A 26,217-nucleotide genomic window follows, 5' to 3' on the forward strand; every position below is an offset into this window, starting at 1 on the left:
CCCGAGGTCCCCCGTGAAGTCCGCTGTTGCGCCCCTTGCCCACGAAATTCCTGCCACGCCCCTGGACGAGGTGGTCGCCCAGCTCAACGAGGTCTACATCGAAAAAGGCACGCCGATGTTCATGCGCACGGTGCTGGCGCTGTTTTCCGGCGGCTTTGCCACCTTTGCCCTGTTGTACTGCGTGCAGCCGATGATGCCGCTGCTGTCCCGGGACTTTGCCATCAACGCCGCCCAGAGCAGCCTGATCCTCTCGGTCGCCACCGGCATGCTGGCCATCGGTCTGCTGATCACCGGGCCGATTTCCGACCGCATCGGCCGCAAGCCGGTGATGGTGACAGCCCTGCTGGCCGCCGCCCTGTGCACCATTGCCAGTGCGCTGATGCCCAGCTGGCACGGGGTGCTGCTGATGCGCGCCCTGGTCGGCCTGTCGCTGAGCGGGCTGGCAGCGGTGGCCATGACCTACCTGAGCGAAGAGATCCACCCTCAGCACATCGGCCTGGCCATGGGCCTGTACATCGGCGGCAACGCCATTGGCGGCATGAGCGGGCGGCTGATCACCGGGGTGCTGATCGACTTCGTCAGCTGGCACACGGCGATGCTGGTGATCGGCGGCCTGGCACTGATCGCTGCCGCGGTGTTCTGGCGCATCCTTCCAGAGTCGCGCAACTTCCGCCCGCGCTCGCTGCATCCGCGCAGCCTGCTGGATGGCTTTGCCATGCACTTTCGCGACGCCGGCCTGCCCTGGCTGTTCCTCGAAGGCTTCCTGCTGATGGGGGCTTTCGTCACCCTGTTCAACTACATTGGCTACCGCCTGCTGGCCGAGCCCTATCACCTGAGCCAGGCCCTGGTTGGCCTGCTGTCGGTGGTCTACCTGTCGGGCATCTACAGCTCGGCGAAGATTGGCGCCCTGGCCGACCAACTGGGCCGACGCCGGGTACTGTGGGGCACCATCGTGCTGATGCTGGCGGGGATCGCCCTGACCCTGCTGTCGCCGCTGGCCCTGGTGCTGGGCGGGATGCTGCTGTTCACCTTCGGCTTCTTCGGTGCCCACTCGGTGGCCAGCAGTTGGATCGGCCGCCGCGCCACCAAGGCCAAGGGCCAGGCCTCATCGCTGTACCTGTTCAGCTACTACGCCGGTTCGAGCATTGCCGGCACCGCGGGCGGGGTGTTCTGGCACCTGGCGGGGTGGAACGGCATCGGCCTGTTCATCAGTGCGCTGTTGATAGGCGCGTTGCTGGTCGCCATGAAGCTTGCAAAGCTTCCCCCTCTGACCCGCAGCGAAGCTGCCTAAGCGCGCGCCAAACCTTCAGAAACGAAAACGCCCGGCATTGGCCGGGCGTTTTTGATGGGGTGGCGCTTATACGTGGTATTGCGCCGACAACTCGTGCACCGCTTCCAGGAAAGCACCGGCGTGCTCGGGCTTCACTTCCGGGGTAATGCCGTGGCCCAGGTTGAACACGTGGCCGCTGCCGGTGCCGTAGCTGGCAAGGATGCGTGCGACTTCACTGCGGATCGCCTGCGGGTTGGCGTAGAGCACGGTGGGGTCCATGTTGCCTTGCAGCGCGACCTTGCTGCCGACGCGGCGGCGGGCTTCGCCGAGGTCGCAGGTCCAGTCCAGGCCCAGGGCATCGGCGCCGGCATCGGCAATGCTTTCCAGCCACAGGCCGCCGCCCTTGGTGAACAGGATCACCGGCACCTTGCGCCCGTCGTGCTCGCGGATCAGGCCGCTGACGATCTTGCGCATGTAGGCCAGGGAGAACTCCTGGTAAGCCGCCGCCGAGAGGCTGCCGCCCCAGCTGTCGAAGATCTGCACCGCCTGCGCACCGGCGAGGATCTGCCCATTGAGGTAGGAAGTGACCGACTGCGCCAGCTTGTCCAGCAGCAGGTGCATGGCTTGCGGGTTGTCGTAGAGCATGGCCTTGGACTTGCGGAAGTCTTTCGACGAACCGCCTTCAACCATATAGGTGGCCAGGGTCCAGGGGCTGCCGGCAAAACCGATCAACGGCACACGGCCATTGAGTTCGCGACGAATGGTGCTGACCGCATCCATCACGTAACCCAGGTCCTTTTGCGGATCGGGAATCGGCAGGGCTTCGATGTCGGCCAGGGTGCTGACCACTTTCTTGAAGCGCGGGCCTTCACCGGTCTCGAAGTACAGGCCTTGGCCCATGGCATCGGGAATGGTCAGGATGTCGGAAAAAAGGATGGCCGCATCCAGCTGTGGATAGCGGTCCAGAGGCTGCAGGGTGACTTCGCAAGCGAACGCCGGGTTCATGCACAGGCTCATGAAGTCACCGGCGTTGGCACGGCTGGCGCGGTATTCAGGCAAGTAGCGCCCAGCCTGACGCATCATCCACACCGGGGTGACGTCTACGGGTTGCTTGAGCAGGGCACGAAGGAAACGGTCGTTCTTCAGGGCAGTCATGTCGGCATCCGGAAAAAAAGTGGGGGCATTTTCTCAGAGCGCGACGCAGAAAGACAGCCGCAAGCGGCAAGCTACAAGCCGCAAGCTGAAAGCGCTGATGCCTTCAACTTGTCGCTTGCAGCTTGAAGCTTGCTGCTGGCGTCGTCAGACGCCCAGGTAGTCGAGGATGCCTTCGGCGGCGTTGCGCCCTTCGAAGATCGCCGTCACCACGAGATCAGAACCACGCACCATGTCGCCACCGGCGAAGATCTTCGGGTTGCTGGTCTGGTGCTTGTACTGGCCCTGTTCCGGGGCCACGACGCGGCCCTGGCTGTCGGTCTGGATCTGGAACTGCTCGAACCACGGCGCCGGGCTCGGGCGGAAGCCGAAGGCGATGACCACGGCGTCGGCCGGGATGATCTCTTCGGAACCGGGGATCGGCTCGGGGCTGCGGCGGCCACGGGCGTCCGGCGCGCCGAGACGGGTCTCGACCACCTTCACGCCTTCGACCTTGTCTTCACCGACAATCGCGATCGGCTGGCGGTTGTAGAGGAATTTCACGCCCTCTTCCTTGGCGTTCTTCACCTCTTTGCGCGAGCCGGGCATGTTGGCTTCGTCACGACGATAGGCACAGGTCACCGACTTGGCGCCCTGGCGGATGGAGGTGCGGTTGCAGTCCATCGCGGTGTCGCCACCGCCCAGTACCACCACCTTCTTGCCTTTCATGTCGACGAAATCTTCCGGCGACTTTTCAAAGCCCAGGTTGCGGTTGACGTTGGCGATCAGGAAGTCCAGGGCGTCATACACGCCCGGCAGGTCCTCACCGGCAAAGCCGCCCTTCATGTAGGTGTAGGTGCCCATGCCCATGAACACGGCATCGTATTCGGCGAGCAGTTGCTCCATGGTCACGTCCTTACCCACCTCGGTGTTGAGGCGGAACTCGATGCCCATGCCACTGAAGACTTCGCGACGATTGCTCAGCACGGTCTTTTCCAGCTTGAACTCGGGGATGCCGAAGGTCAGCAGGCCGCCGATTTCCGGGTTCTTGTCGAACACCACCGGGGTCACCCCGCCGCGCACCAGCACATCGGCGCAGCCCAGGCCCGCCGGGCCCGCGCCGATGATCGCCACGCGCTTGCCGGTGGGCTTGACCTTGGACATGTCCGGGCGCCAGCCCATGGCGAAGGCGGTGTCGGTGATGTACTTCTCCACCGAACCGATGGTCACCGCGCCAAAGCCGTCGTTGAGGGTGCAGGCACCCTCGCACAACCGGTCCTGCGGGCAGACCCGGCCGCAGACTTCCGGCAGGGTGTTGGTCTGGTGCGACAGCTCGGCGGCGGCGAGGATGTTGCCCTCGGCCACCAGCTTGAGCCAGTTGGGAATGAAGTTGTGCACCGGGCACTTCCATTCGCAGTACGGGTTGCCGCAACCCAGGCAGCGGTGGGCCTGGTCGGCCGATTGCTGGGGTTTGAAGGGTTCGTAGATTTCCACGAACTCCTTCTTGCGCTGACGCAGCAGTTTCTTCTTCGGGTCTTTGCGCCCGACATCGATGAACTGGAAGTCGTTATTCAGACGTTCAGCCATTTTCAAAACCTCTTAACAGCAGCTGCAAGCTTCTAGCTGCAAGCCGCAAGACGATCACTTATGCCCGGCAAACCTCGAACTGCTTCACTTGCAGCTTGAGGCTTGCCACTTGCAGCTGCTTTATTGCGGACTCGCACGAGTACTGGTGAGCAGAGACTTCAGGTTCGCTGCCTTGGGTTTGACGAGCCAGAAGCGACGCAGGTAGTCGTCGAGGTTCTCGGCGAGGTTGCGACCCCATTCGCTGTCGGTCTCCTCGACATACTCGTTCAGCACGCGTTGCAGGTGGCTGCGATAGGCTTCCATCGCTTCGCCGCTGATCCGCTGGATTTCCACCAGTTCGTGGTTGACCCGGTCAACGAAGGTGTTGTCCTGGTCGAGCACGTAGGCGAAACCACCGGTCATGCCCGAGCCGAAGTTGTAACCGGTCTTGCCCAATACGCAGACGAAACCACCGGTCATGTACTCGCAGCAGTGATCGCCAGTGCCTTCCACCACGGTGTGGGCACCGGAGTTACGCACGGCAAAACGCTCGCCCGCGGTGCCGGCGGCGAACAGCTTGCCGCCGGTGGCGCCGTACAGGCAGGTGTTGCCGATAATGGCGCTGTCCTGGGTCTTGTAGACGCTGCCCTTGGGCGGAACGATGACCAGTTTGCCGCCGGTCATGCCCTTGCCCACGTAGTCGTTGGCATCGCCTTCCAGGTAGAGGTTCAGGCCGCCGGCGTTCCACACGCCGAAGCTCTGCCCCGCAGTGCCCTTGAAGCGGAATGTGATCGGCGCCTGGGCCATGCCCTGGTTGCCGTGGAGCCTGGCGATTTCACCGGAGATCCGTGCGCCGATGGAACGGTCGCAGTTGCAGATATCCAGGCTGAAGTCGGCACCGCTCTTGTCATTGATCGCCGAGCGCGCTATCTCGACCATTTTCTCGGCCAGCAGGCCCTGGTCGAACGGTGGGTTGCGGTCCACCTGGCAGAACTGTGGCTTGTCCGCCGGAATGTGGTCGCTGCCCAGCAACGGGGTCAGGTCCAGGTGGTGCTGCTTGGCGGTCTGGCCTTCGAGGATTTCCAGCAGGTCGGTACGACCGATCAGTTGTTCCAAGGAGCGCACGCCAAGCTTGGCCAGCCACTCACGGGTTTCTTCGGCGACGTAGGTGAAGAAATTCACCACCATGTCGACGGTGCCGATGTAGTGATCCTTGCGCAGCTTCTCGTTCTGAGTGGCGACGCCAGTGGCGCAGTTGTTCAGGTGGCAGATACGCAGGTACTTGCAGCCCAGGGCGATCATTGGCGCGGTGCCGAAGCCGAAGCTCTCGGCGCCGAGGATGGCCGCCTTGATCACGTCGAGGCCGGTTTTCAGGCCGCCGTCGGTCTGCACCCGGACCTTGCCGCGCAGGTCGTTGCCGCGCAGGGTCTGGTGGGTTTCCGCCAGGCCCAGTTCCCAGGGCGCACCGGCGTACTTGATCGAGGTCAGCGGCGAAGCGCCGGTGCCGCCGTCGTAGCCGGAAATGGTGATCAGGTCGGCATAGGCCTTGGCCACACCGGCGGCGATGGTACCGACGCCGGCTTCCGCCACCAGCTTCACCGAGACCAGGGCCTGAGGGTTGACCTGCTTGAGGTCAAAGATCAGCTGCGACAAGTCTTCGATGGAATAGATGTCGTGGTGCGGTGGTGGCGAGATCAGGGTCACGCCGGGCACGGCGTAGCGCAGCTTGGCGATCAGGCCGTTGACCTTGCCGCCGGGCAGCTGGCCGCCTTCGCCGGGCTTGGCGCCCTGGGCCACCTTGATCTGCAGCACTTCGGCGTTGACCAGGTATTCCGGGGTCACGCCGAAACGGCCAGTGGCCACTTGCTTGATCTTCGAGCTCTTGATGGTGCCGTAGCGCGCCGGGTCTTCGCCGCCTTCGCCGGAGTTGGAACGCGCACCGAGGCGGTTCATGGCTTCGGCCAGGGCTTCGTGAGCTTCAGGCGACAGGGCCCCCAGGGAGATACCGGCGGAGTCGAAGCGCTTGAGAATCGACTCCAGGGGCTCGACTTCGCTGATGTCCATCGGCGTGTCCAGGGTCTTCACCTGGAACAGGTCACGGATCATCGACACCGGGCGGTTATCCACCAGCGCGGTGTACTCCTTGAACTTGGCGTAGTCGCCCTGCTGCACGGCGGCTTGCAGGGTGTTGACCACGTCCGGGTTGTAGGCGTGGTATTCGCCACCGTGGACGAACTTCAGCAGACCGCCTTGCTGGATCGGCTTGCGCGGGCTCCAGGCTTCGGTCGCCAGGGCTTTCTGCTCGGCTTCGATGTCGACGAAACGCGCGCCCTTGATCCGGCTCGGTACGCCACGGAAGCTCAGGTTGCAGACTTCCTCGGACAGGCCGATGGCTTCGAACAGCTGCGCGCCACGGTAGGAAGCGATGGTGGAGATGCCCATCTTCGACAGGATCTTCAGCAGGCCCTTGGTGATGCCCTTGCGGTAGTTCTTGAACACCTCGTAGAGGTCGCCCAGCACTTCACCGGTACGGATCAGGTCACCCAGCACTTCGTAGGCCAGGAACGGATAGACCGCCGAGGCGCCAAAACCAATCAGCACCGCGAAGTGGTGCGGATCGCGGGCCGTGGCGGTTTCCACGAGTATGTTGGAATCGCAGCGCAGGCCTTTTTCGGTCAGGCGGTGGTGCACCGCGCCCGTGGCCAGGGAAGCGTGGATCGGCAGCTTACCCGGCGCGATATGGCGGTCGCTGAGGACGATCTGGGTGCGACCGGCACGCACGGCTTCTTCAGCCTGATCGGCGACATTGCGGATCGCCGCTTCCAGGCCGACGCTCTCGTCGTAGTTGAGGTCGATGACCTGGCGCTCGAAGCCCGGGCGTTCGAGGTTCATCAGCGAACGCCACTTGGCCGGGGAGATCACCGGCGAGCTGAGGATCACGCGCGAGGCGTGCTCGGGCGATTCCTGGAAGATGTTGCGCTCGGCACCGAGGCAGATCTCCAGGGACATGACGATGGCTTCGCGCAGCGGATCGATCGGCGGGTTGGTGACCTGGGCGAACTGCTGGCGGAAGTAGTCGTAAGGGGTACGCACGCGCTGCGACAGCACCGCCATCGGCGTGTCGTCACCCATTGAGCCCACCGCTTCGTAGCCCTGCTCGCCCAGCGGGCGCAGGACCTGGTCACGCTCTTCGAAGGTGACCTGGTACATCTTCATGTACTGCTTGAGCTGGTCGACGTCGTAGAAGGCCGAACCGTGGTCGTTGTCTTCCATGGTGGCCTGGATGCGCAGGGCGTTCTTGCGAAGCCATTGCTTGTACGGATGACGGGACTTCAGACGGTTGTCGATGGCGTCGGTGTCGAGGATCTGCCCGGTTTCGGTGTCCACGGCAAAGATCTGCCCCGGGCCGACCCGGCCCTTGGCGATCACGTCCTCGGGCTGGTAGTTCCACACGCCGATTTCCGAAGCCAGGGTGATGAAGCCGTTCTTGGTGGTGACCCAACGGGCCGGACGCAGGCCGTTGCGGTCCAGCAGGCAGACGGCATAACGGCCGTCGGTCATGACTACGCCGGCCGGGCCGTCCCAAGGCTCCATGTGCATCGAGTTGTATTCGTAGAACGCGCGCAGGTCGGCGTCCATGGTCTCGACGTTCTGCCAGGCTGGCGGAATGATCATGCGCACGCCGCGGAACAGGTCAATGCCGCCGGTGACCATCAGCTCCAGCATGTTGTCCATGCTCGAGGAGTCGGAACCCACGCGGTTGACCAGCGGGCCGAGTTCTTCCAGATCCATCAGGTCGTTGGTGAACTTGGTGCGCCGGGCCTGGGCCCAGTTGCGGTTGCCGGTGATGGTGTTGATCTCGCCGTTGTGGGCGAGGAAGCGGAATGGCTGGGCCAGCGGCCATTTCGGCAGGGTGTTGGTGGAGAAGCGCTGGTGGAACACGCAGATCGCGGTTTGCAGGCGCGGATCGCCCAGGTCCGGATAGAAGGCGGCGAGGTCCGCCGGCATCATCAGGCCTTTATAGATGATGGTCTTGTGGGAAAAGCTGCAGATGTAGTGGTCGGTGTCGGCGGCGTTGGCCACCGAGGAGCGACGACGGGAGCTGAACAGCTTGATGGCGAAATCCTGATCGCTCAGACCCTGGCCGCCGATGAACACTTGCTCGATCTGCGGCAGGCGCTCCAGGGCCAGACGCCCGAGCACACTGGTATCGATCGGCACTTTGCGCCAGCCCACCAGCTGCAGGCCGGCGGCGAGGATCTCGCGGTTCATGTTTTCGCGAGCGGCTTCGGCCTTCACCGGATCCTGGTTGAAGAACACCATGCCCACTGCATATTGCTTGGGCAGCTCGACGCCGAAGTGCTCCTGGGCGACGGCGCGCAGGAACAGGTCGGGCTTTTGCATCAGCAGACCGCAACCGTCGCCGGTCTTGCCGTCCGCGTTGATCCCACCGCGGTGGGTCATGCAGGTCAGGGCCTCAATGGCCGTTTTCAACAGGGTATGACTGGGTTCGCCCTGCATATGGGCTATCAGGCCGAAACCACAGTTATCCTTAAATTCATCTGGTTGGTACAGACCTGCTTTCATAGACACTTTCTCACCAGGCTGTCTCTTATCGAGACAAATTTCTTTTCAATTCAACCACTTACCATCCACGCCGAACGTACGCCGGCTTTGCGGGGGCAAAAGGGAGGTCATTGTACACACCGACACAAAGGCCCACAAATTAAGCGACGATCTGTCGCAAATTTATGTCGCATTTATGAACGTTTTAAAGCGATATGCTGTGCTAGTCAAAAAGTTTTGCTTTTGACTGCCGCGACTCAAAAACTACTGTGACGCAGACACCACAAGGCACGCGGCCTGTAAGGCAGCATGCCAATGCGGAAATTTGAGGTTGCCGGGAGAGGCGGCCTGGGTAAGGCCGCCGAATCTTCAGCGAGTTGTTGCCAGTTCTTGTTGAACGCTAGCGACAGTGCGAGGCCAAGGTTTACCAGCCTGAACCTTCGCTGGCAAGGATTTGATGGCGCTGACTGCGGCATCGCGGCTGGAGAAGTTGCCGTAGGTGATCACATACAGCGGCTTGCCGTTGAGGACTTTCTTGAAGTAGCGGTATTCGCCGCCCTGTTCCTTGACGAAGCTCTGGGCCGTGGCTTCCGAGCTGGTGCCGAGGATCTGCACCACGTAGTTGCCTGGTGCTTGGCCGGCGTACCAGCTGCCACCGGCGGCCTTGGCCACGGTGACCGGTTTCTCGGCCGGCTTGGCCGCTGGAGCTGGCTTGGCCGCCACGGGCTTCTCAACCGGCTTCTCAACCGGCTTCTCGACCGGTTTGGCCGCAGGCGCTGGCTTGGCCGTGGCCACCTGGGTCGGTGCCGGGGTCGGACGCGCAGCTGGAGTCGGCGCAGGGCCTGCCACGGCACCCGCAGGTGGCGCGGTGGTGGTCACGGTCGGCGGAACGGCACTGGAGCCTTCCACCGGCACCCCATCGTCACCCTCGCTGATACCACCGGCGGCTTCAGCCAGGGGGCCGCGCATCACGGGCTGCGACTGGCCGACCAACGGCAGTGGCATCGGCTGCGACGAACCGGCGAATTCCACCGACGGGCTGCCATTGGCATTCGGTGTCGGCGTCTGCCCCAGCGGCAACTGCGCTTGTTCATTGGCGGGAGCCCCGGTAGTCGGAGCCTTGCTGCGGCCCGGCATCAACCAGGCCGCGGCCACGGCCACCACCACCACTGCGGAAATGGCCAATACGTGTTTCTTCGGCATGTTGAACCCCATACTTGGACGCTTGACCGCGGAGCGGCTGGCGATCATGGCTTCGATCATCGCATCCCTGGCGACCTGGTTGATGTTGCCCGGCCAGCCATCGGAGCTTTCGTGAATATCACTGATCTGATCTGCGGAGAAAAGTTCGATGCCTTGCCCTGCGCCTTCGAGTCGCTGGGCGAGATATTCACGGGTTTCCTCTTCGGTGTAGGGCTGCAACTCGATGACGTGGAAGCGTTCTTCCTCGGTATTGAGCTGGTCCAGAGCAGCGATCAGCGACGACTCGCCGAACAGGAATACATGAGGACGGCCTTCCGGAGCACCGGCCGCCAGGGCCAGCAGCGCCTCAAGGGCGGACTCGTCGAGTTGCTCGGCGTCATCCACCAGCAGATAGACTTCCTGGCCGGTCAGGGCCAGCTGCACTATCTGGGCGAGGATCGCGCCGATCTCGGCCTGGGCCACGCTCAGCGCCTGGGCCACCTGGCGCAGCACGCCGGCAGCATCGCCGGCACCGCGCGCGGAAACCACCACGCTTTGCACCGATTGCTTGTTGGTACTGGCTACCAGTGCCTGGCGCAGCAGGGTCTTGCCGCTGCCCTGAGGGCCAGTGACCACCAGCAGCAGTTGGCTGTAGCGGGCCAGGTGATGCAGTTGCCCCAGCACGGGCTTGCGCTGGGCAGGAAAGAACTTGAAGCCAGGGACCCGGGGAGCGAAAGGATCGTGGCTCAACTGGTAGTGGCCGAGGAAAGCCTCGTCGGCATGCAAACTAGTCATCGGGATCTTATTAACCTTTAAGCTGAGCCAGGGCGCGGTAATCCGCTCCCAGCGTGGCCTGTAAAACCTCTTTCGGATAATCGTCGGTCACTACGGCTTCGCCCATGCGGCGCAACAGCACCAGACGCAAACGACCGTCGATCACTTTCTTGTCAATTGCCATGTGTTCGAGAAAGTCCGCTTCGGTCATTTCCTCGGGCGGGATGACCGGCAGGCCCGCGCGCTGGAACAGGCGAATACCGCGGTCACGCTCCTGGCTGGAAATCCAGCCCAGGCGCGCGGACATTTCCAGGGCCATGACGGTGCCAGCAGCGACCGCTTCACCGTGCAACCACACGCCGTAACCCATGTGGGTTTCGATGGCGTGGCCGAAGGTATGCCCCAGGTTGAGGGTGGCACGCACCCCCGATTCACGTTCGTCGGCACCTACGACCGCAGCCTTGGCCGCGCAGGAGCGCTCGATCGCGTAGGTCAGCGCCTGCTGGTCCAGGGCCCGCAGGCGGTCGACGTTTTCTTCCAGCCAGGTGAGGAACGGTTCGTCACAGATCAGGCCGTACTTGATCACTTCCGCCAGGCCCGCCGACAGCTCGCGGCTGGGCAGGGTATTGAGGCTGGTGGTATCGATCAGCACCACGTTCGGCTGATAGAAGGCGCCGACCATGTTCTTGCCCAGCGGATGATTGATGCCAGTCTTGCCGCCCACCGAGGAGTCCACCTGGGACAACAGGGTGGTCGGGACCTGGATGAAATCCACACCACGCTGGTAGCAGGCGGCGGCAAAGCCGGCCATGTCGCCAATCACGCCGCCACCGAGGGCAATGATGGTGGTGCGTCGATCGTGGCGCGCAGTGAGCAGGCCATCGAAGATCAACTGCAGGGTTTCCCAGTTCTTGTAGGCCTCGCCATCGGGCAGGACCACCGAGATCACCGAGAACTGCCCCAGGCTGCGGGTCAGACGCTCAAGGTACAGCGGCGCGACCGTCTCATTGGAAATGATCGCCACTTGCTTCCCGGCGATATGCGGCACCAGCAGCTCGGGCTGGTCCAACAGGCCTTCACCAATGTGAATCGGGTAGCTGCGCTCGCCTAGATCGACCTTAAGTGTCTGCATGTGTCCCCACAGTGAAGATGGAAGCAGGCATTGTGCCTTGCATTGACGATGGGCCTCGTCTGGTCTTCTGACGCGGCCCGATAGCTCTGCGCCACACCTTGGCGGTCTGGCGCGACGCCGAGAATAGCGCATTTCGCTCGGAGCATTAACGGGGTGGCAGCTGCTGCAGGCGCTCCAGGATGTCCAGCACCACCATTCGCGGCGGCCGCTCATCGGTTTCCACCACCAGATCGGCGATTTCCCGATAAAGCGGGTCGCGGATTTCCAGCAGGTCGCGCAGGGTCTTGGCCGGATCAGCGGTACGCAACAAAGGACGATTGCGGTCCCGAGCGGTGCGCCCCACCTGCTGTTCCACCGATGCGTGCAGATATACCACTCGTCCGCCAGCGTGCAGTGCCCGACGATTGGCTTCGCGCATCACCGCGCCACCGCCGGTGGCCAGTACCACGCCATCGGTGCCGCACAGCTCGGCGATCATCGCCTGTTCGCGATCACGAAAGCCCGGTTCGCCTTCCTTATCGAAGATCCACGGGATGTTCGCGCCTGTACGCAGTTCAATTTCCTTATCGGAATCTTTGAATGGCAGGCGCAGCTCTTTGGCCAGTAAGCGACCGATGGTGCTTTTTCCAGCCCCCATCGGCCCAACAAGAATCAAATTTCGCACAGAATCAACGACTCACAGCAATCGCCTGGTTGTTCATGATACGCGGAGTGAGAAATACCAGCAGCTCGGATTTTTTCTCCGACACCACGTCACGCCGGAAAAGGCGGCCAAGATACGGCACATCGCCAAGAAATGGCACTTTATCTACAACCTTGCTCTGGGTATTCGAGAAAACCCCGCCGATGACAATGGTCGCCCCGTCATCGACCAGGACCTTGGCCTCGACCTCGTTCTTCTTGATCGGCGGCACATCCTGGACCTTGTTCAGGTAGTCCGGCTCGTCCTTGGTGACCTTGACCGCCATGATGATGCGATTGTCCGGGGTGATCTGCGGCGTCACCTCAAGCGACAGCGAAGCCTCCTTGAACGACACCGAGGTCGCGCCACTGGAGCTGGCTTCCTGGTAGGGAATTTCGGTGCCCTTGAGGATCTTCGCGGTTTCCTTGTCGGAGGTGACCACCTTGGGCTGGGAGACAATCTCGCCGTTGCCGGTCTTTTCCATGGCAGTCAGTTCCAGGTCCAGCAGCACGCTGTCGGTGATGTAGGCGATGCCGAGGCCCGAGGTATTGGCCGTGGCCCCCAGGTCGACGAAAGGCGAGTTGCTACCGCTGCTGCCCGGCGTACCGATGGTCGTTGACCCGTTGGCGCCGCTCTGCACCCCGGAGGCATTCCAGTTGCCCTTGTTCTGCACCGAGCCACCCCAGCGCACCCCCAGGCTCTTGTCGTAGTCGACGTTGGCCTCGACGATACGCGCCTCGATCATCACCTGACGCACCGGCACATCCAACTGGGCGACGATGCGCCGCAGCTCATCGAGGCGCTCCCGGCTCTGGTGGGCAATGATGCTGTTGGTGCGCTCATCGACAGTGATCGAACCACGCTCATCGGCTTTTTCCTCGGCACCGGTCACCGACTGGAACAACCTGGCGATGTCCGCCGCCTTGGCGTAGTTGACTTGCAGCAGCTCCCGGCGCAGCGGCGCCAGATACTCCAACTGCTTCTGCAACTCCAGCTCCTGACGCTCCCGGGCGGTGATTTCATCCGCCGGCGCCACTAGCAGCACGTTACCGATCGTGCGCGAATCAAGCCCCTTGGTCCTGAGCACCAGATCCAGAGCCTGATCCCAGGGCACATTCTGCAGGCGCAAGGTGATGCCACCCTGCACGGTATCGCTAGCCACCAGGTTGAGGCCGGTGAAGTCAGCGATCAATTGCAGCACCGAGCGCACCTCGATGTTCTGGAAGTTCAGCGAAAGCTTTTCCCCCTTGTAGGCAGGACGGGCTGCAGCCCGGGGTTCTGCCATGACCTGGCCTGCCACATCCGCGGCAGCAGGCTTGAGCTCGGCGGCGCCGACCCGCGGCGCCAGCAACGCTATCCATAGCGCGGCACCGAGGGCTGAAACAGTCCTGTTCATTGTCCAGATTCCACTTAAGAGTGTTTTTTCAGCGCCAGTGTCCGCGGCCGCTCCTGCCAGGCTCCCGCTCCATCGGGAACAATTTCCACCACCTCGATCTGCGAATCGCTGATGGCCACGACCCGGCCTTCGTTGCGCCCCAGGTAATCACCCACCTGCAAACGATGGATGCCACTCACGCCGCGCAGCAGGGCGAAGCTCCCGGAAGCGTTGGACAGGCTTCCAACCATCTGCAACTGATCGATATCGAACCCTTCGAGGTATTGCCGGACCCGCTGCGGGTCGGGCCGGACCTCGTTCGCCCCTTGCCGGCGGACCGCCGGATCGAGCCGTTGCGGTGGCTGGAACGGGCTGCGCAATGCGCTGGCGCCATAAGTGAATGAGGGGTAAGAGCGGATGACCGGTGCCGGCTCAATCGGCCCCGGCGGTTGCTCACGCATCCGCTTCATGTAAGCGTCCAGGTCGGCGACGCCATCGCCGACTCCACAGCCCCACAGCCCGGCACACAGAGCGCTGAGCACTGCCCGACCAAGGCCCCTCATGAGTGCGGCTCCGGACTGTCGTATCGGTAGGTTCGCGCCTCGATGTTCATGCGCAACAGCGCCGGATTGCCGGCCACCACGGGCATGATCCGAAAGTCATGCAACGTGACGATACGCGACAGGCCGGCGACGCCACTGACGAAGGTCGCCAGGTCGTGATAAGCCCCCGTGACCGAGATCTGGATCGGCAGCTCAACGTAAAACGGCCGAGCCACTTCCGGCTGCAGCTTGATCACCTCGAACCCCAGGCCACTGCCCAGCCCTACGCGACTGATGTCCTCCAGCAAGCCGGGAACTTCAGTGTCGCTGGGCAACTGGCGCAACAGCGCGTCGAAACTGTTGCGCATGACCGCAAGCTGCTCCTGGTAGCGCAGCAGGCTGGCTCCCTGGCGCGCCTTGTCGGCAAATGCCTGCTTGAGCCGGGTTTCTTCCTGACGCTGACGCTCCAGCTGAATCAGGTTCGGGCCCAGGTAAAAGTTGTAGCCCGCTACCAGCACCAGCAGTAGAAACAGGGCCGCCACCAGGCTCTTGACCGGCCCGGGCCAGGAGCCGAGGTTGCTCAGGTCCAGCTCACGCGGATCGGTACGGCGCAACTGCGCCAGCCATTGCCCAGGCATCATTGCCGAGGCTCCCCGGACAGTGCCGTGGCCTGCCCGACATTCAGCCGAAACAGGTTGCCCAGCCCTTGTTGAGGGTCCACCGCGCGCTTCACCTCAGTCAGGCTGGGAACAGCAAGCCCCTCGGCTGCCTGCAGGTTGCGCATCAGGTCGGAGACCCGGTTGTTCGACTCGGCGGCGCCACTGATGCCGAGGTTCTGCCCCTGCAGATCGACCTCGGTGAAATACACGCCTTCAGGCAGGCTGCGAGCCAACTGCTCGAAAACCCGCACGCTGGTCGAGCGATTGCCTTGCAGGTCTTCGATGACGCCCATGCGTTCAAGCAACTGCTGACGCTGCACCTTGAGTTCCTCGATGCTGGCGATCTGCTTATCCAGGCGAGCCGTCGCCTGCTGCAGATATTGATTACGCAGGTGCTGGCGTTCGATCACCCGGTTTACATAGGCATCGGCCAACAGGGTCACCCCGCCGCCGACCATCACCATCGCCACCAGCACCTGCAGGAATTGCCGGCGCCGGCGTTCGCGCGATGCCTCGCGCCAGGGGAGCAGATTGATCCGTGCCATCAGTCGAACCCTCGCAAGGCCAGGCCACACGCCAGCAACAAGCTCGGCGCCTGCTCGTTCAAGGCCTGGGCGTCGACCTGCGCGCTCACCGTCATGCTTCGAAACGGATTGGCCAGCAGCGCAGTGATTCCCGTCTCGTCCTCAACCCGGCGCGCCAGGCCAGCCAGGCAACTGCCGTCGCCGGCCAGCAGCAACTGCGCCAACGGCTGTTGCTGGGGAGAAGTGGCGAACTGCTGCAGGGCGCGGGCGACCTGTTGCAACAGCTCCTGCTCGAACGGTTGCAGCAGCTCCTCGGCGCAGCCTTGCGGCAAACGGCCCTGGCGCTGCGCCAGCAACGCTGCGTCCAAGGTCAGCGCATAACGGCGCTGGAGCGCTTCCAGCAACGGCCAGCTGCCGAACAACTGCTCGCGGCTGTAGATCACCCGCTGCCCGTGCAAGACGCTGAAGCGGGTAAGGTTCGGGCCCATGTCCAGCAGTGCCACGGCACCATCGGCAGCGGCTGGCAGGTCAGCGGCCAGCATCAGCAGGCAGCGCTCCAGGGCCAGGGGTTCGGTATCCACCACCCGGGCCGTCAGCCCGGCGAGAGCCAGCACGGCCTCCAGGGCTTCGACCCGTTCGCTGCGACAGGCCACCAGCAGCACCTGGAGCCGCTGCGGGTGACCGGGCAGCGTGCCCAGTACCTCAAAGTCGATGGCCACCTCTTCCAGGGGATAGGGAATGTACTGGCCGGCTTCCAACCTGACCTGCTGCTCCAGTTCGTCGGCGTGCAGGCCAGCCGGCATCTCGATCAGCTTGCTGATCAGCGCCTCGCCGGCCACCGCCACCGCCGCCCCCTTGAGACGGCTGCCGGTCTTGAGCCAGGCGCGGGACAGCGCCGCTGCCAGGGCCTCGGGGTCGGCAGTGTGCTGGTCGAGCAACGTGTTGGGCGCCAGGGGCTCCCTGGCGTAGGCCTCGACCCGGTATCCCTGCCCCTGGCGGCCCAAGGCCAGAAACGTGACCGATGTCGCATTGATATCGAGCCCCATAAGGGAACTCGGCTTTTTGCCGAAGAGTCCAAGCACGACAAATTCCTTATGACTATCCGTGACTTACGGACTGCTTAAGCTGCATTGCGCTCAATCGTCACGTCTTGACAGACGGGCAAATGACGCTCTCGGCGGAAAATGCTTATAATGCCCAGCGTTTTTTTCCGCTTTTACCTGCTGCGTGGGTCGGTCCCTGGCGACCGTGAATGCCCTGACGCCTAATTCATTCCTTTCTCTGGAAATCCAAAAGCCTTGATTCGTCTGCTGAAGTTTTTCGGGTGGTCCATCGTCGCGGTGTTCTGCGGGCTCCTCCTCGCCCTCTCCGGTGCGTTTCTCTATCTTAGCCCCGGCCTTCCATCGGTTGAGGCGCTGAGAAGCATCCAGTTGCAGATTCCCCTTCGGGTGTACAGCAGCGACGGCAAGTTGATCGCCGAATTTGGCGAAATGCGCCGTACCCCCATACGTTTCGCCGACATTCCCCCCAACTTCATCAATGCGTTACTAAGTGCTGAAGACGACAACTTCGCTAACCATTACGGGGTTGACCCGAGCAGCCTGATGCGCGCCGCGAGCCAACTGGTCAAGAGCGGACACATCCAGTCCGGCGGCAGCACCATCACCATGCAGGTGGCGAAAAACTTCTTTCTGACCAGCGAGCGCAGCTTCTCGCGCAAGACCACCGAGATCCTCCTGGCCCTGCAGATCGAGCGACAGCTGACCAAGGACGAGATCCTCGAGCTGTACGTGAACAAGATCTACCTGGGCAACCGTGCCTACGGGATCGAAGCCGCAGCCCAGGTGTACTACGGCAAGTCCATCCGTGAAGTGAGCCTGGCGCAGATGGCGATGATCGCCGGCCTGCCCAAGGCGCCTTCGCGCTTCAACCCCCTGGCCAACCCGGCGCGCAGCAAGGAACGTCGCGACTGGATCCTGGGGCGCATGTACAAGCTCGGCAAGATCACCGAAGCGGCTTACACCGAAGCCATCAACGAACCACTGAACGCCAGCTACCACGTACCGACACCGGAAGTGAACGCGCCGTACATCGCCGAGATGGCCCGTGCCGAAATGGTCGGCCGGTATGGCAGCGATGCCTATACCGAAGGTTTCCGGGTGACCACCACGGTGCCTAGCGACCTGCAGGAAATGGCCAATACCGCGGTGCATGAAGGCCTGATGACCTACGACCAGCGCCACGGCTATCGCGGCCCTGAATCACGCCTGCCGGGCAAGACCCAGACTGCCTGGGCCAACGAGTTGACCAAGCAGCGGACCATCAGCGGCCTGGAGCCGGCGATCGTCACCCAGGTGGAGAAGAATGGTATCCAGGTGCTGACCCGCAATGGCGAAGAGCATGTGGCCTGGGACAGCATGAAATGGGCCCGGCCGTTCCTCAACACCAACAGCATGGGCCCGGTGCCGCGCCAGCCGGCGGACGTGGCCCAGGTCGGCGACCTGATCCGCGTGCAACGCCAGGCGAACAACTCGCTGAAGTTCAGCCAGATCCCGGTAGCCCAGGGCGCCCTGGTGACCCTCGACCCGCAGAACGGTGCAATCCGCGCCCTGGTGGGGGGGTTTGCCTTCGAGCAAAGCAACTACAACCGCGCGATGCAGGCCAAGCGCCAACCCGGTTCGAGCTTCAAGCCGTTCATCTACAGCGCGGCGCTGGATAACGGCTACACCGCGGCCAGCCTGGTCAACGACGCGCCGATCGTGTTCGTCGACGAGTACCTGGACAAGGTCTGGCGCCCAAAGAACGACACCAACACCTTCCTCGGCCCGATCCGCATGCGTGAAGCGCTGTACAAGTCGCGCAACCTGGTGTCGATCCGCCTGCTGCAGAGCATGGGCGTGGACCGCACCATCGACTACATCAGCAAGTTCGGCTTCAACAAGCAGGACCTGCCGCGCAACCTGTCCCTGGCCCTGGGTACCGCAACCCTGACACCAATGGAGATCGCCACCGGCTGGAGCACCTTTGCCAACGGCGGCTACAAGATCAGCCCGTACATCATCGACAAGATCGAAAGCCGCAACGGCGAGCTGCTGTTCAGCGCCAACCCGCCAAGCGTTCCCACCGGCAACACCGCCAGCAGCGGTATCGCCGCACCGGAACACAGCTTCACGATCAACAGCGTGGCCGGTGAAGCTCCCGCGCCAGCAGCGGCACAAACCCCGGCGATAGCCGAGCGGATCATCGATGGGCGTACCACCTACATCCTCAACAGCATGCTCGAGGACGTGATCAAGCTGGGGACCGGGCGCCGCGCACTGGCCCTTGGACGCTCGGACCTGGCCGGCAAGACCGGTACCACCAACGAATCCAAGGACGCCTGGTTCTCCGGCTACAACGCCGACTACGTGACCACCGTATGGACCGGTTTCGACCAACCGGAAAGCCTGGGGCGCCGCGAATACGGCGGCACCGTGGCACTGCCGATCTGGATGAACTTCATGGGCGCAGCCCTCAAGGACAAGCCGCCACATACCCAGCCTGAGCCGGAAGGCATTCTCAGCCTGCGGGTTGACCCGGTCAGCGGCCGCGCCGCCACACCGGGCACGCCGAACGCCTACTTCGAACTGTTCAAGAGCGAAGACACTCCGCCTTCGGTCAACGAGCTGGGCAATGGCGTCGCCCCGGGCAGCCCGCTGCCGGCGGACGAAGCAGCGCCGATCGACCTCTTCTAAGAGCAGCGGCAAGCCAGAAGCTGCAAGGAAGCAGCGACACCCTCTTCTCTTGCAGCTTGGAACTTGCCCATAAAAAAACCCGGCTCGATGGCCGGGTTTTTTTATGGGCTGCTATTAGCCGTTGAACACATCATCCACGCTTTTCAGCGGGTAGTTCTTCGGATAAGGCAGGGTTGCAACGCCGGTCTCGATGGCGGCCTTGGCCACGGCATCGGAGATCACGGTGATCAGACGGGCATCCATTGGCTTCGGAATGATGTACTCACGGCCGAACTCCAGCTTGATGCCGCCGTAGGCGTCGCACACTTCCTGAGGCACTGGCAGCTTGGCCAGTTCACGCAGGGCGTTGGCCGCAGCGATCTTCATTTCCTCGTTGATGCGCTTGGCGCGAACGTCCAGGGCACCACGGAAGATGAACGGGAAGCCCAGCACGTTGTTCACCTGGTTCGGGTAGTCCGAACGACCGGTGGCCATGATCACGTCGTCACGGGTGGCATGAGCCAGCTCTGGAGCGATTTCCGGATCCGGGTTCGAGCAGGCGAACACGATCGGGTTCGGCGCCATGGATTTCAGGCCTTCAGCGCTCAGCAGGTTCGGACCGGACAGGCCAACGAACACGTCGGCGCCTTGCAGGGCGTCGGCCAGGGTGCGCTTGTCGGTGGTGTGGGCGAAGACCGCCTTGTACTGGTTCAGGTCGTCACGGCCAGCGTGGATAACGCCGGTACGGTCAACCATGAAGATGTTTTCGATCTGTGCACCCATGCTCACCAGCAACTTCATGCAGGAGATGGCGGCCGCACCGGCACCCAGGCAGACGATCTTGGCATCGGCCAGGGTTTTGCCAGCGATTTCCAGGGCATTGATCATGCCGGCAGCGGTCACGATCGCGGTGCCGTGCTGGTCATCGTGGAACACCGGGATGTCGCACTGCTCGATCAGAGCGCGTTCGATCTCAAAGCACTCGGGTGCCTTGATGTCCTCCAGGTTGATGCCACCGAAGGTGATCGAGATGCGCTTGACGGTGTCGATGAAGGCCTGCGGGCTTTCGGAATCGACTTCGATGTCGAACACATCGATGCCGGCGAAACGCTTGAACAGTACGCCCTTGCCTTCCATTACAGGCTTGGAGGCCAGTGGGCCGAGGTTACCCAGGCCGAGAATCGCGGTGCCATCGGAAATGACGGCAACCAGGTTGCCTTTGCCGGTGTACTTGTAGGCCAGTTCCGGATCGCGAGCGATCTCGCGTACCGGTTCGGCTACGCCGGGGCTGTAGGCCAGCGCCAGATCACGAGCGGTAGCAGTGGCCTTGGTGAGCTCGACACTCAGCTTTCCTGGACGAGGATTGGCATGATATTCGAGAGCGGCAGTTTTCAAATCAGACATGTGGGCATTCCGCTTTTTACTGTTGGACAGACGGACCGCCGAGGATACGCGTGTCGCATAGTCCCTACAAGACTGCCCAGTCACCCCTGTCAAGGCCTGTAGCGTACGACTTTGGGCCAAGAGCCACGGGGTACAAGGCTTTCAACTGTTCACAATCTATTAAAAAAATGTCTACAATTTTTCTTTATCAGAGAAGTCTGAGCATGGAAGGGGCACTCAGGGACAGGATCAAGCTCGATTGCGCAGAATCTATGCCGCCCTGAGCCGAACGCTCAACCACCCAGCCGCGAGCCTCGATTCGTCGACCCGGCAGTTGCCTGAGCAACCGCTGATCGAAGCGCGCCAGGATATTGGGTGCAATCCGCAATACAACCCGCCCCTGCAATGTGATCCAAAGCCCGCCGCGATTGCGTTGCAGCTTGCTCACACGCCCTTCGAACAAGGCAAAACCGGCGCGCCGGATCTGCTCCGCTTTCAGTACAGGCGAGCGCCGCCACAAGCCCAGCCCCGCTCGACGCGCATGCTGCTCGGCAGCCTGCTGGCAACTCACCAGGGCGACGTTTGGTAGCACCGCTACCTGATACGCCAAGCCCTCAGCAATCAACCGCGCTTCAAGGTTGCCCCCACTGGCGCCATATACGTGGGCCAAGGCACGTCCGTAACGATCCTGCCTTTCACGCCCCCACAACAGGCCGACCCGCCCACCACTCTGCGCCACCAGCTGTTGCAAGCGCCGTCGCGCCGCTTCGGCGAAGGGCTCGGCAGGGCGCCCCTTGCGCGCCAGTTCCGGGGCATTGAGGCCGAGCATGCGGACCTTGCGGCCATCCTTGAGGTGCAGGGTGTCGCCATCCACGACCCGCAGCACCGTTGCCGGCACCAATCCCTTGGGGGCCGGGCAAAACGCCTCGGTGGCGGTCAGCCAAATCGCGCCCACAAAAAAGGCGCCCACTAGGGACGCCTTTTTCATCAGCGAGGAAAGTCGGTATCGGCTTTCCAGAACGATCAGCCTCAGGCCTTCTTCGTTGCGCCGAAAGCACCGAAGCGCGACTTGAACTTGTCGACACGACCGCCAACGTCCAGAGTCTTTTGCTTACCGGTGTAGAACGGGTGGCACTCGTTGCACACGTCCAGGCTCAGAGGCTTGGCCAGGGTGGAGCGAGTTTCGATGACGTTACCGCAGCTGCAGGTAGCGGTAATGGCTTCGTATACTGGATGGATATCGGCTTTCATGATGTATTCCTCAGGCTAGCGTGCCGCCACCCAACACTATTGTTGAATACCGCACGAATTAGGGCGCGAATTCTACCAGACCGCGTCAAACGCGCAAGCGATCCTGAGCACCCCCCATCAGAAAAAACCGACGCGACCTTGACAGCCCCGGCTTTGCCAAACATCGAACGGCGGCGCCTGCTCCGCAACGGGACAACCCCCGCAGACACGGGGGCACGCGCGCTTAATACAGGACACCCCACGGCTCGTCTGTTAGGCTCCGGGGCCTATTTACCCTCTGCTCAACGAGATTTTCCCGCGTGCCCGACGCCATTCTGCGCCTCGCCCTGCCCTCGCCCCTGCGCCGCCTGTTCGACTACCGTGCCCCGGCCGGCGTGCTGCGTGCCCAACTGCACCCCGGCATGCGCCTGCGAGTACCGTTCGGGCGCCGGGAAATGATCGGCATCCTGGTGGAAGTGGCGGATCACAGCGAAGTCCCGGCCGAGAAACTCAAGCCAGCGCTGGCCCTGCTGGACCCTACGCCACCGCTGCCCCCTGCGCTGTTCAAGCTCTGCCTGTGGACCGCCCAGTATTACCAGCACAGCCTTGGCGACACCCTGAGCTGGGCCTTGCCGGTTCTGCTGCGCCAGGGTGAGCTGGCCGAAGCCCGCCAGGAACGCTTCTGGTCGATAGCCCCCGGGGCCCGCCTCGACGACCCGCGCATCACCCGCGCCCCACGCCAGCGCGAGGCCCTGGCAACCCTCGCCCAGCACCCCCACGGCGTGCCCCATACCCTGCTGAGCAAGCTGATGCTGAGCAAGGACAGCCTCGACCTGCTGCTGGCCAAGGACCTGGTACAGGTGGAGGTGCGCAAGCACGCGCCGGGCGTGCGTCACGAACACTGGCTGGCCCAGCCCGAACTGCCGCTCAACAGCGAGCAGCGCGCCGCCTACGAAGCGATCCGCGCCGGGTTCGACAGCTACCACGCGTTTCTCCTGGCCGGGGTCACCGGCAGCGGCAAGACCGAGGTCTACCTGCAGTTGATCCGCGAAACCCTGGAAGCCGGCAAGCAGGCCCTGGTGCTGATTCCTGAGATCAACCTCGGCCCGCAGACCCTGGCGCGCTTCGAGCAGCGCTTCAACGCACGCATTGCTCTGCTGCACTCGGCGGTCAACGACCGCGAGCGCCTGGACGCCTGGCTCGCCGCCCGGGACGGCGAGGCCGACATCATCATCGGCACCCGCTCGGCCTTGTTCACGCCGATGAAGAACCCCGGGCTGATCATCATCGACGAGGAGCACGACGGCTCCTATAAACAGCAGGAAGGCCTGCGCTACCATGCCCGCGACCTGGCCCTGGTGCGCGCGCGCCAGGAGAACATCCCGATCGTCCTCGGCTCGGCCACGCCATCCCTGGAAAGCCTGCACAACGCCTATACCGGCCGCTACGGCCTGCTGCGCCTGAACGAACGGGCCGGCGGCGCCAAGCAGCCGCGCTTTCTGCGCCTGGATGTGAAGAGCCGGCCGCTGGACAGCGGCATTTCCGGCCCCATGCAGCAAGCCATTGGCCAGACCCTGGCCGCCGGCCAGCAAGTCCTGGTGTTCCTCAACCGCCGCGGTTTCGCCCCGACCCTGCTTTGCCACGACTGCGGCTGGATGTCCGAATGCCAGCGCTGCGACGCCCGCATGACCGTGCACCAGCGCTCCGGCGAGCTGCGCTGCCACCACTGCGGCCATGTGGAGCGGGTTCCGCGCCATTGCCCGCAATGCGGCAAGGTCGACCTGCGCCCCGTGGGCGCCGGCACCGAGCGCGCGGAGGAACGCCTGGGCATCCTGTTCCCCGATTACCCGGTGCTGCGGGTGGACCGCGACAGCACCTCACGCAAGGACGCGATGAACCAGCTGTTCGCCACCATCCAGAAAGGGCATCCGTGCATCCTCGTGGGCACCCAGATGCTGGCCAAGGGGCATCACTTCCCCCGGGTCACCCTGGTGTCGATCCTCGATGCCGACGGTGGCCTGTTTTCCGGGGACTTCCGCGCCAGCGAGCGCATGGCGCAGCTGATCGTCCAGGTTGCCGGGCGCGCCGGGCGTGCCGAAGAACCAGGCAAGGTGATCATCCAGACCCACCTCGCCGACCACCCGCTCCTGGTGCAACTGACCGAGCAGGGTTACTTCGCCTTCGCCGAACAGGCCCTGAGCGAGCGTCGCGCCGCCGGCCTGCCGCCCTTCGCCCACCTGGCGCTGCTGCGGGCCGAGGCGCACAAGCCGGGCCAGGCCGAGGGTTTCCTTGATGAAGCTTGCAGCGAGGCCGAGCGCCTGCTGGCGGAACAGAACCTGGGGGGCATCGAGTTGCTGGGGCCGGTTCCGGCGCCGATGGAGCGCCGAGCCGGGCGCTATCGTGCGCAATTGCTGTTGCAAGCCAATGCCCGGGCACCGCTGCATCGACTGTTAAGCAGTTGGCTGCTGGTGCTGGAGCAGATGCCCAGCGGGCGCCAGGTCCGTTGGTCGCTGGATGTGGACCCGGTGGATTTGTATTGATCGATATCGCGTTTTCGCGGGCAAGCCCGCTCCTACAATGGGCTGCATCAACCCCATAGGAGCAGGCTTGCCGGCGAAGGCACTCGAATGCCGCCACCGATCCCCAAGCAGCCCTCTATAGTTGGCAAGCCCGTTCCAGCAACGGATAATGCCCAGTTTTTCCACCTGCGCACCGAAGCGCCGCCGCGCCAGCGGTCGAAAGAGAAGACCATGAAAGACACCATTCGCCAGCTCATCCAGCAAGCCATCACCCAACTCGTCACCGAAGGTGTGTTGCCAGAAGGCCTGACGCCGGCGATCCAGGTCGAAAACACCCGCGACAAGACCCACGGCGACTTCGCCAGCAACATCGCCATGATGCTGGCCAAGCCGGCCGGCATGAAGCCGCGCGACCTGGCGGAAAAGATCATCGCTGCGCTGCCGGCCCATGAGGACCTGAGCAAGGCGGAAATCGCCGGCCCGGGCTTCATCAACTTCTTCCAGAACACCCAGGCCCTGGCCGCGCGCCTGGACGCCGCCCTCGGCGACGAACACCTGGGCGTACGCAAGGCCGGCCCGGTACAGCGCACCGTGATCGACATGTCGGCCCCCAACCTGGCCAAGGAAATGCACGTGGGCCACCTGCGCTCCACCATCATCGGTGACGGCGTGGCGCGGGTCCTGGAGTTCCTCGGCGACACCGTGATCCGCCAGAACCACGTGGGCGACTGGGGCACCCAGTTCGGCATGCTGATGGCCTATCTGGAAGAAAACCCGATCACCAGCGACGAGCTGTCGGACCTGGAGAACTTCTACCGCGCCGCCAAGCAGCGCTTCGACGAATCCGAAGCCTTTGCCGACCGTGCCCGCGGCCTAGTGGTCAAGCTGCAAGCCGGCGACCCGGACTGCCTGGAGCTGTGGACCAAGTTCAAGGACATCTCGCTGTCCCACTGCCAGAAGATCTACGAGCTGCTCAACGTCAAGCTGACCATGGCCGACGTCATGGGCGAGAGCGCCTATAACGATGACCTGATCAACGTGGTCAACGACCTCAAGGCCCAGGGCATGCTGGTCGAGAGCAACGGCGCCCAGTGCGTGTTCCTCGACGAGTTCAAGAATGCCGAAGGCGAGCCGCTGCCGGTGATCATCGTCAAGGCCGACGGCGGCTACCTGTACGCCACCACCGACCTGGCGGCCGTGCGCTACCGCAGCGGCAAGCTCAAGGCCGATCGCGCCCTGTACTTCGTCGACCAGCGCCAGGCCCTGCACTTCCAGCAAGTGTTCGCCGTGGCCCGCAAGGCCGGCTTCGTGACCCATCCGATGGAAATGGAGCACATGGGCTTCGGCACCATGAACGGCGCCGACGGCCGTCCGTTCAAGACCCGCGACGGCGGCACCGTGAAGCTCATCGACCTGCTGACCGAGGCCGAAGAGCGCGCCTACGCCCTGGTAAAGGAAAAGAACCCGCAACTGCCGGAAGCCGATCTGCGCAGCATCGCCAAGGTGGTGGGTATCGACTCGGTCAAATACGCCGACCTGTCCAAGCACCGCACCAGCGACTACAGCTTCAACTTCGACCTGATGCTGAACTTCGAAGGCAACACCGCGCCGTACCTGCTGTACGCCTACACCCGCGCCGCCGGCGTGTTCCGCAAGCTGGGCAAGGATTTCAGCGAAGTCGGCGGCCAGATCGAACTGCACGCGGCCCAGGAACTGGAGCTGGCGGCCAAGCTGGCGCAATTCGGCGAGATCCTCAACAACGTCGCCGACAAGGGCACGCCGCACATCCTCTGCACCTACCTGTACGACGTGGCCGGGCTGTTCTCCAGCTTCTATGAAAACTGCCCGATCCTGGCCGCCGAGACGCCGACCCAGATGCACAGCCGTCTGCGCCTCACCGAGCTGACCCGACGCACCCTCAAGCAAGGTCTGGAACTGCTGGGCCTCAAAGTCCTGGAGCAAATGTAAG

Annotated in this window: 17 protein-coding genes and 1 pseudogene; 4 read left to right on the forward strand and 14 right to left on the reverse strand. The window is 63.2% G+C overall.

Annotation, left to right across the window (positions count from 1 at the left end; all coding sequences use genetic code 11):
* Nucleotides 1-13: 13 nt before the first annotated feature.
* Nucleotides 14-1,291, forward strand: coding sequence for an MFS transporter (locus tag LXM55_RS18515; protein ID WP_233321706.1), 1,278 nt, complete (start codon nt 14-16; stop codon nt 1,289-1,291).
* A 66-nt stretch (nt 1,292-1,357) separates the two neighbouring features.
* Here the strand turns inward: LXM55_RS18515 and hemE are convergent, their stop codons facing one another.
* The 11 genes and pseudogenes from hemE to pilM form a co-directional block, all read right to left on the reverse strand.
* Nucleotides 1,358-2,425: a uroporphyrinogen decarboxylase gene (hemE, locus tag LXM55_RS18520; RefSeq protein WP_233321707.1), complete on the reverse strand. Its 1,068-nt coding sequence runs from the start codon at nt 2,423-2,425 to the stop codon at nt 1,358-1,360.
* A 144-nt stretch (nt 2,426-2,569) separates the two neighbouring features.
* Nucleotides 2,570-3,988, reverse strand: coding sequence for an FAD-dependent oxidoreductase (locus tag LXM55_RS18525; RefSeq protein ID WP_103742084.1), 1,419 nt, complete (start codon nt 3,986-3,988; stop codon nt 2,570-2,572).
* Nucleotides 3,989-4,108: 120 nt separating this feature from the next.
* Nucleotides 4,109-8,554: a glutamate synthase large subunit gene (gene gltB, locus LXM55_RS18530; protein ID WP_233321708.1), complete on the reverse strand. Its 4,446-nt coding sequence runs from the start codon at nt 8,552-8,554 to the stop codon at nt 4,109-4,111.
* A gap of 348 nt (nt 8,555-8,902) precedes the next feature.
* The gene (locus LXM55_RS18535; protein ID WP_233321709.1) at nt 8,903-10,510 is read right to left on the reverse strand and encodes an AAA family ATPase; all 1,608 of its coding nucleotides are present in this window, start codon (nt 10,508-10,510) and stop codon (nt 8,903-8,905) included.
* Nucleotides 10,511-10,520: 10 nt separating this feature from the next.
* Nucleotides 10,521-11,621, reverse strand: coding sequence for a 3-dehydroquinate synthase (aroB, locus tag LXM55_RS18540; protein WP_233321711.1), 1,101 nt, complete (start codon nt 11,619-11,621; stop codon nt 10,521-10,523).
* A gap of 145 nt (nt 11,622-11,766) precedes the next feature.
* Nucleotides 11,767-12,285 (reverse strand): shikimate kinase AroK, encoded by a 519-nt coding sequence (aroK, locus tag LXM55_RS18545; RefSeq protein WP_011058824.1) that lies wholly within the window; start codon nt 12,283-12,285, stop codon nt 11,767-11,769.
* 4 nt (nt 12,286-12,289) lie between these two features.
* Nucleotides 12,290-13,558, reverse strand: a pseudogene (locus LXM55_RS18550) (type IV pilus secretin PilQ); the annotation flags it as partial.
* A 155-nt stretch (nt 13,559-13,713) separates the two neighbouring features.
* Nucleotides 13,714-14,241: a pilus assembly protein PilP gene (locus LXM55_RS18555; protein ID WP_233321712.1), complete on the reverse strand. Its 528-nt coding sequence runs from the start codon at nt 14,239-14,241 to the stop codon at nt 13,714-13,716.
* Complete coding sequence (locus LXM55_RS18560) at nt 14,238-14,861, reverse strand: type 4a pilus biogenesis protein PilO (RefSeq protein WP_233321714.1); 624 nt, start codon at nt 14,859-14,861, stop codon at nt 14,238-14,240. The genes LXM55_RS18555 and LXM55_RS18560 overlap by 4 nt, the downstream gene beginning before the upstream one ends.
* Nucleotides 14,858-15,424 (reverse strand): PilN domain-containing protein, encoded by a 567-nt coding sequence (locus LXM55_RS18565; RefSeq protein ID WP_233321716.1) that lies wholly within the window; start codon nt 15,422-15,424, stop codon nt 14,858-14,860. The genes LXM55_RS18560 and LXM55_RS18565 overlap by 4 nt, the downstream gene beginning before the upstream one ends.
* Nucleotides 15,424-16,485 (reverse strand): type IV pilus assembly protein PilM, encoded by a 1,062-nt coding sequence (gene pilM / locus LXM55_RS18570; RefSeq protein WP_233321717.1) that lies wholly within the window; start codon nt 16,483-16,485, stop codon nt 15,424-15,426. Before pilM ends, LXM55_RS18565 begins: the two co-directional genes overlap by 1 nt.
* Before the next feature lie 219 nt (nt 16,486-16,704).
* Here pilM and LXM55_RS18575 point away from each other — a divergent pair, with 219 nt between their 5' ends.
* Nucleotides 16,705-19,137 carry a penicillin-binding protein 1A gene (locus LXM55_RS18575; RefSeq protein WP_233321991.1) on the forward strand — a complete coding sequence of 811 codons (2,433 nt, stop codon included), beginning with the start codon at nt 16,705-16,707 and terminating at the stop codon, nt 19,135-19,137.
* Nucleotides 19,138-19,251: 114 nt separating this feature from the next.
* On the opposite strand, the gene LXM55_RS18580 is transcribed toward LXM55_RS18575, so the two are convergent.
* The 3 genes from LXM55_RS18580 to rpmE all read right to left on the reverse strand — a co-directional run bounded on the left by LXM55_RS18580 (nt 19,252) and on the right by rpmE (nt 21,750).
* Entirely contained in the window at nt 19,252-20,520 is a 1,269-nt protein-coding gene (locus tag LXM55_RS18580; RefSeq protein WP_060837157.1) for a malic enzyme-like NAD(P)-binding protein, read from the reverse strand.
* A gap of 187 nt (nt 20,521-20,707) precedes the next feature.
* Nucleotides 20,708-21,487, reverse strand: a complete 780-nt coding sequence (locus LXM55_RS18585; protein ID WP_233321718.1) for a thermonuclease family protein — start codon at nt 21,485-21,487, stop codon at nt 20,708-20,710.
* 41 nt (nt 21,488-21,528) lie between these two features.
* Nucleotides 21,529-21,750, reverse strand: coding sequence for a 50S ribosomal protein L31 (gene rpmE / locus LXM55_RS18590; protein WP_011058815.1), 222 nt, complete (start codon nt 21,748-21,750; stop codon nt 21,529-21,531).
* A 299-nt stretch (nt 21,751-22,049) separates the two neighbouring features.
* Between rpmE and LXM55_RS18595 the strand changes: the two genes are divergently transcribed.
* Both LXM55_RS18595 and argS read left to right on the forward strand, forming a co-directional pair.
* The gene (locus LXM55_RS18595) at nt 22,050-24,269 is read left to right on the forward strand and encodes a primosomal protein N' (RefSeq protein ID WP_233321719.1); all 2,220 of its coding nucleotides are present in this window, start codon (nt 22,050-22,052) and stop codon (nt 24,267-24,269) included.
* Between the two features lie 210 nt (nt 24,270-24,479).
* Nucleotides 24,480-26,216 carry an arginine--tRNA ligase gene (gene argS, locus LXM55_RS18600; RefSeq protein WP_016962746.1) on the forward strand — a complete coding sequence of 579 codons (1,737 nt, stop codon included), beginning with the start codon at nt 24,480-24,482 and terminating at the stop codon, nt 26,214-26,216.
* The last annotated feature ends 1 nt before the right edge of the window (nt 26,217 follow it).

Source organism: Pseudomonas sp. Au-Pse12, from assembly GCF_021341665.1.
Taxonomy (GTDB): Bacteria; Pseudomonadota; Gammaproteobacteria; order Pseudomonadales; family Pseudomonadaceae; genus Aquipseudomonas.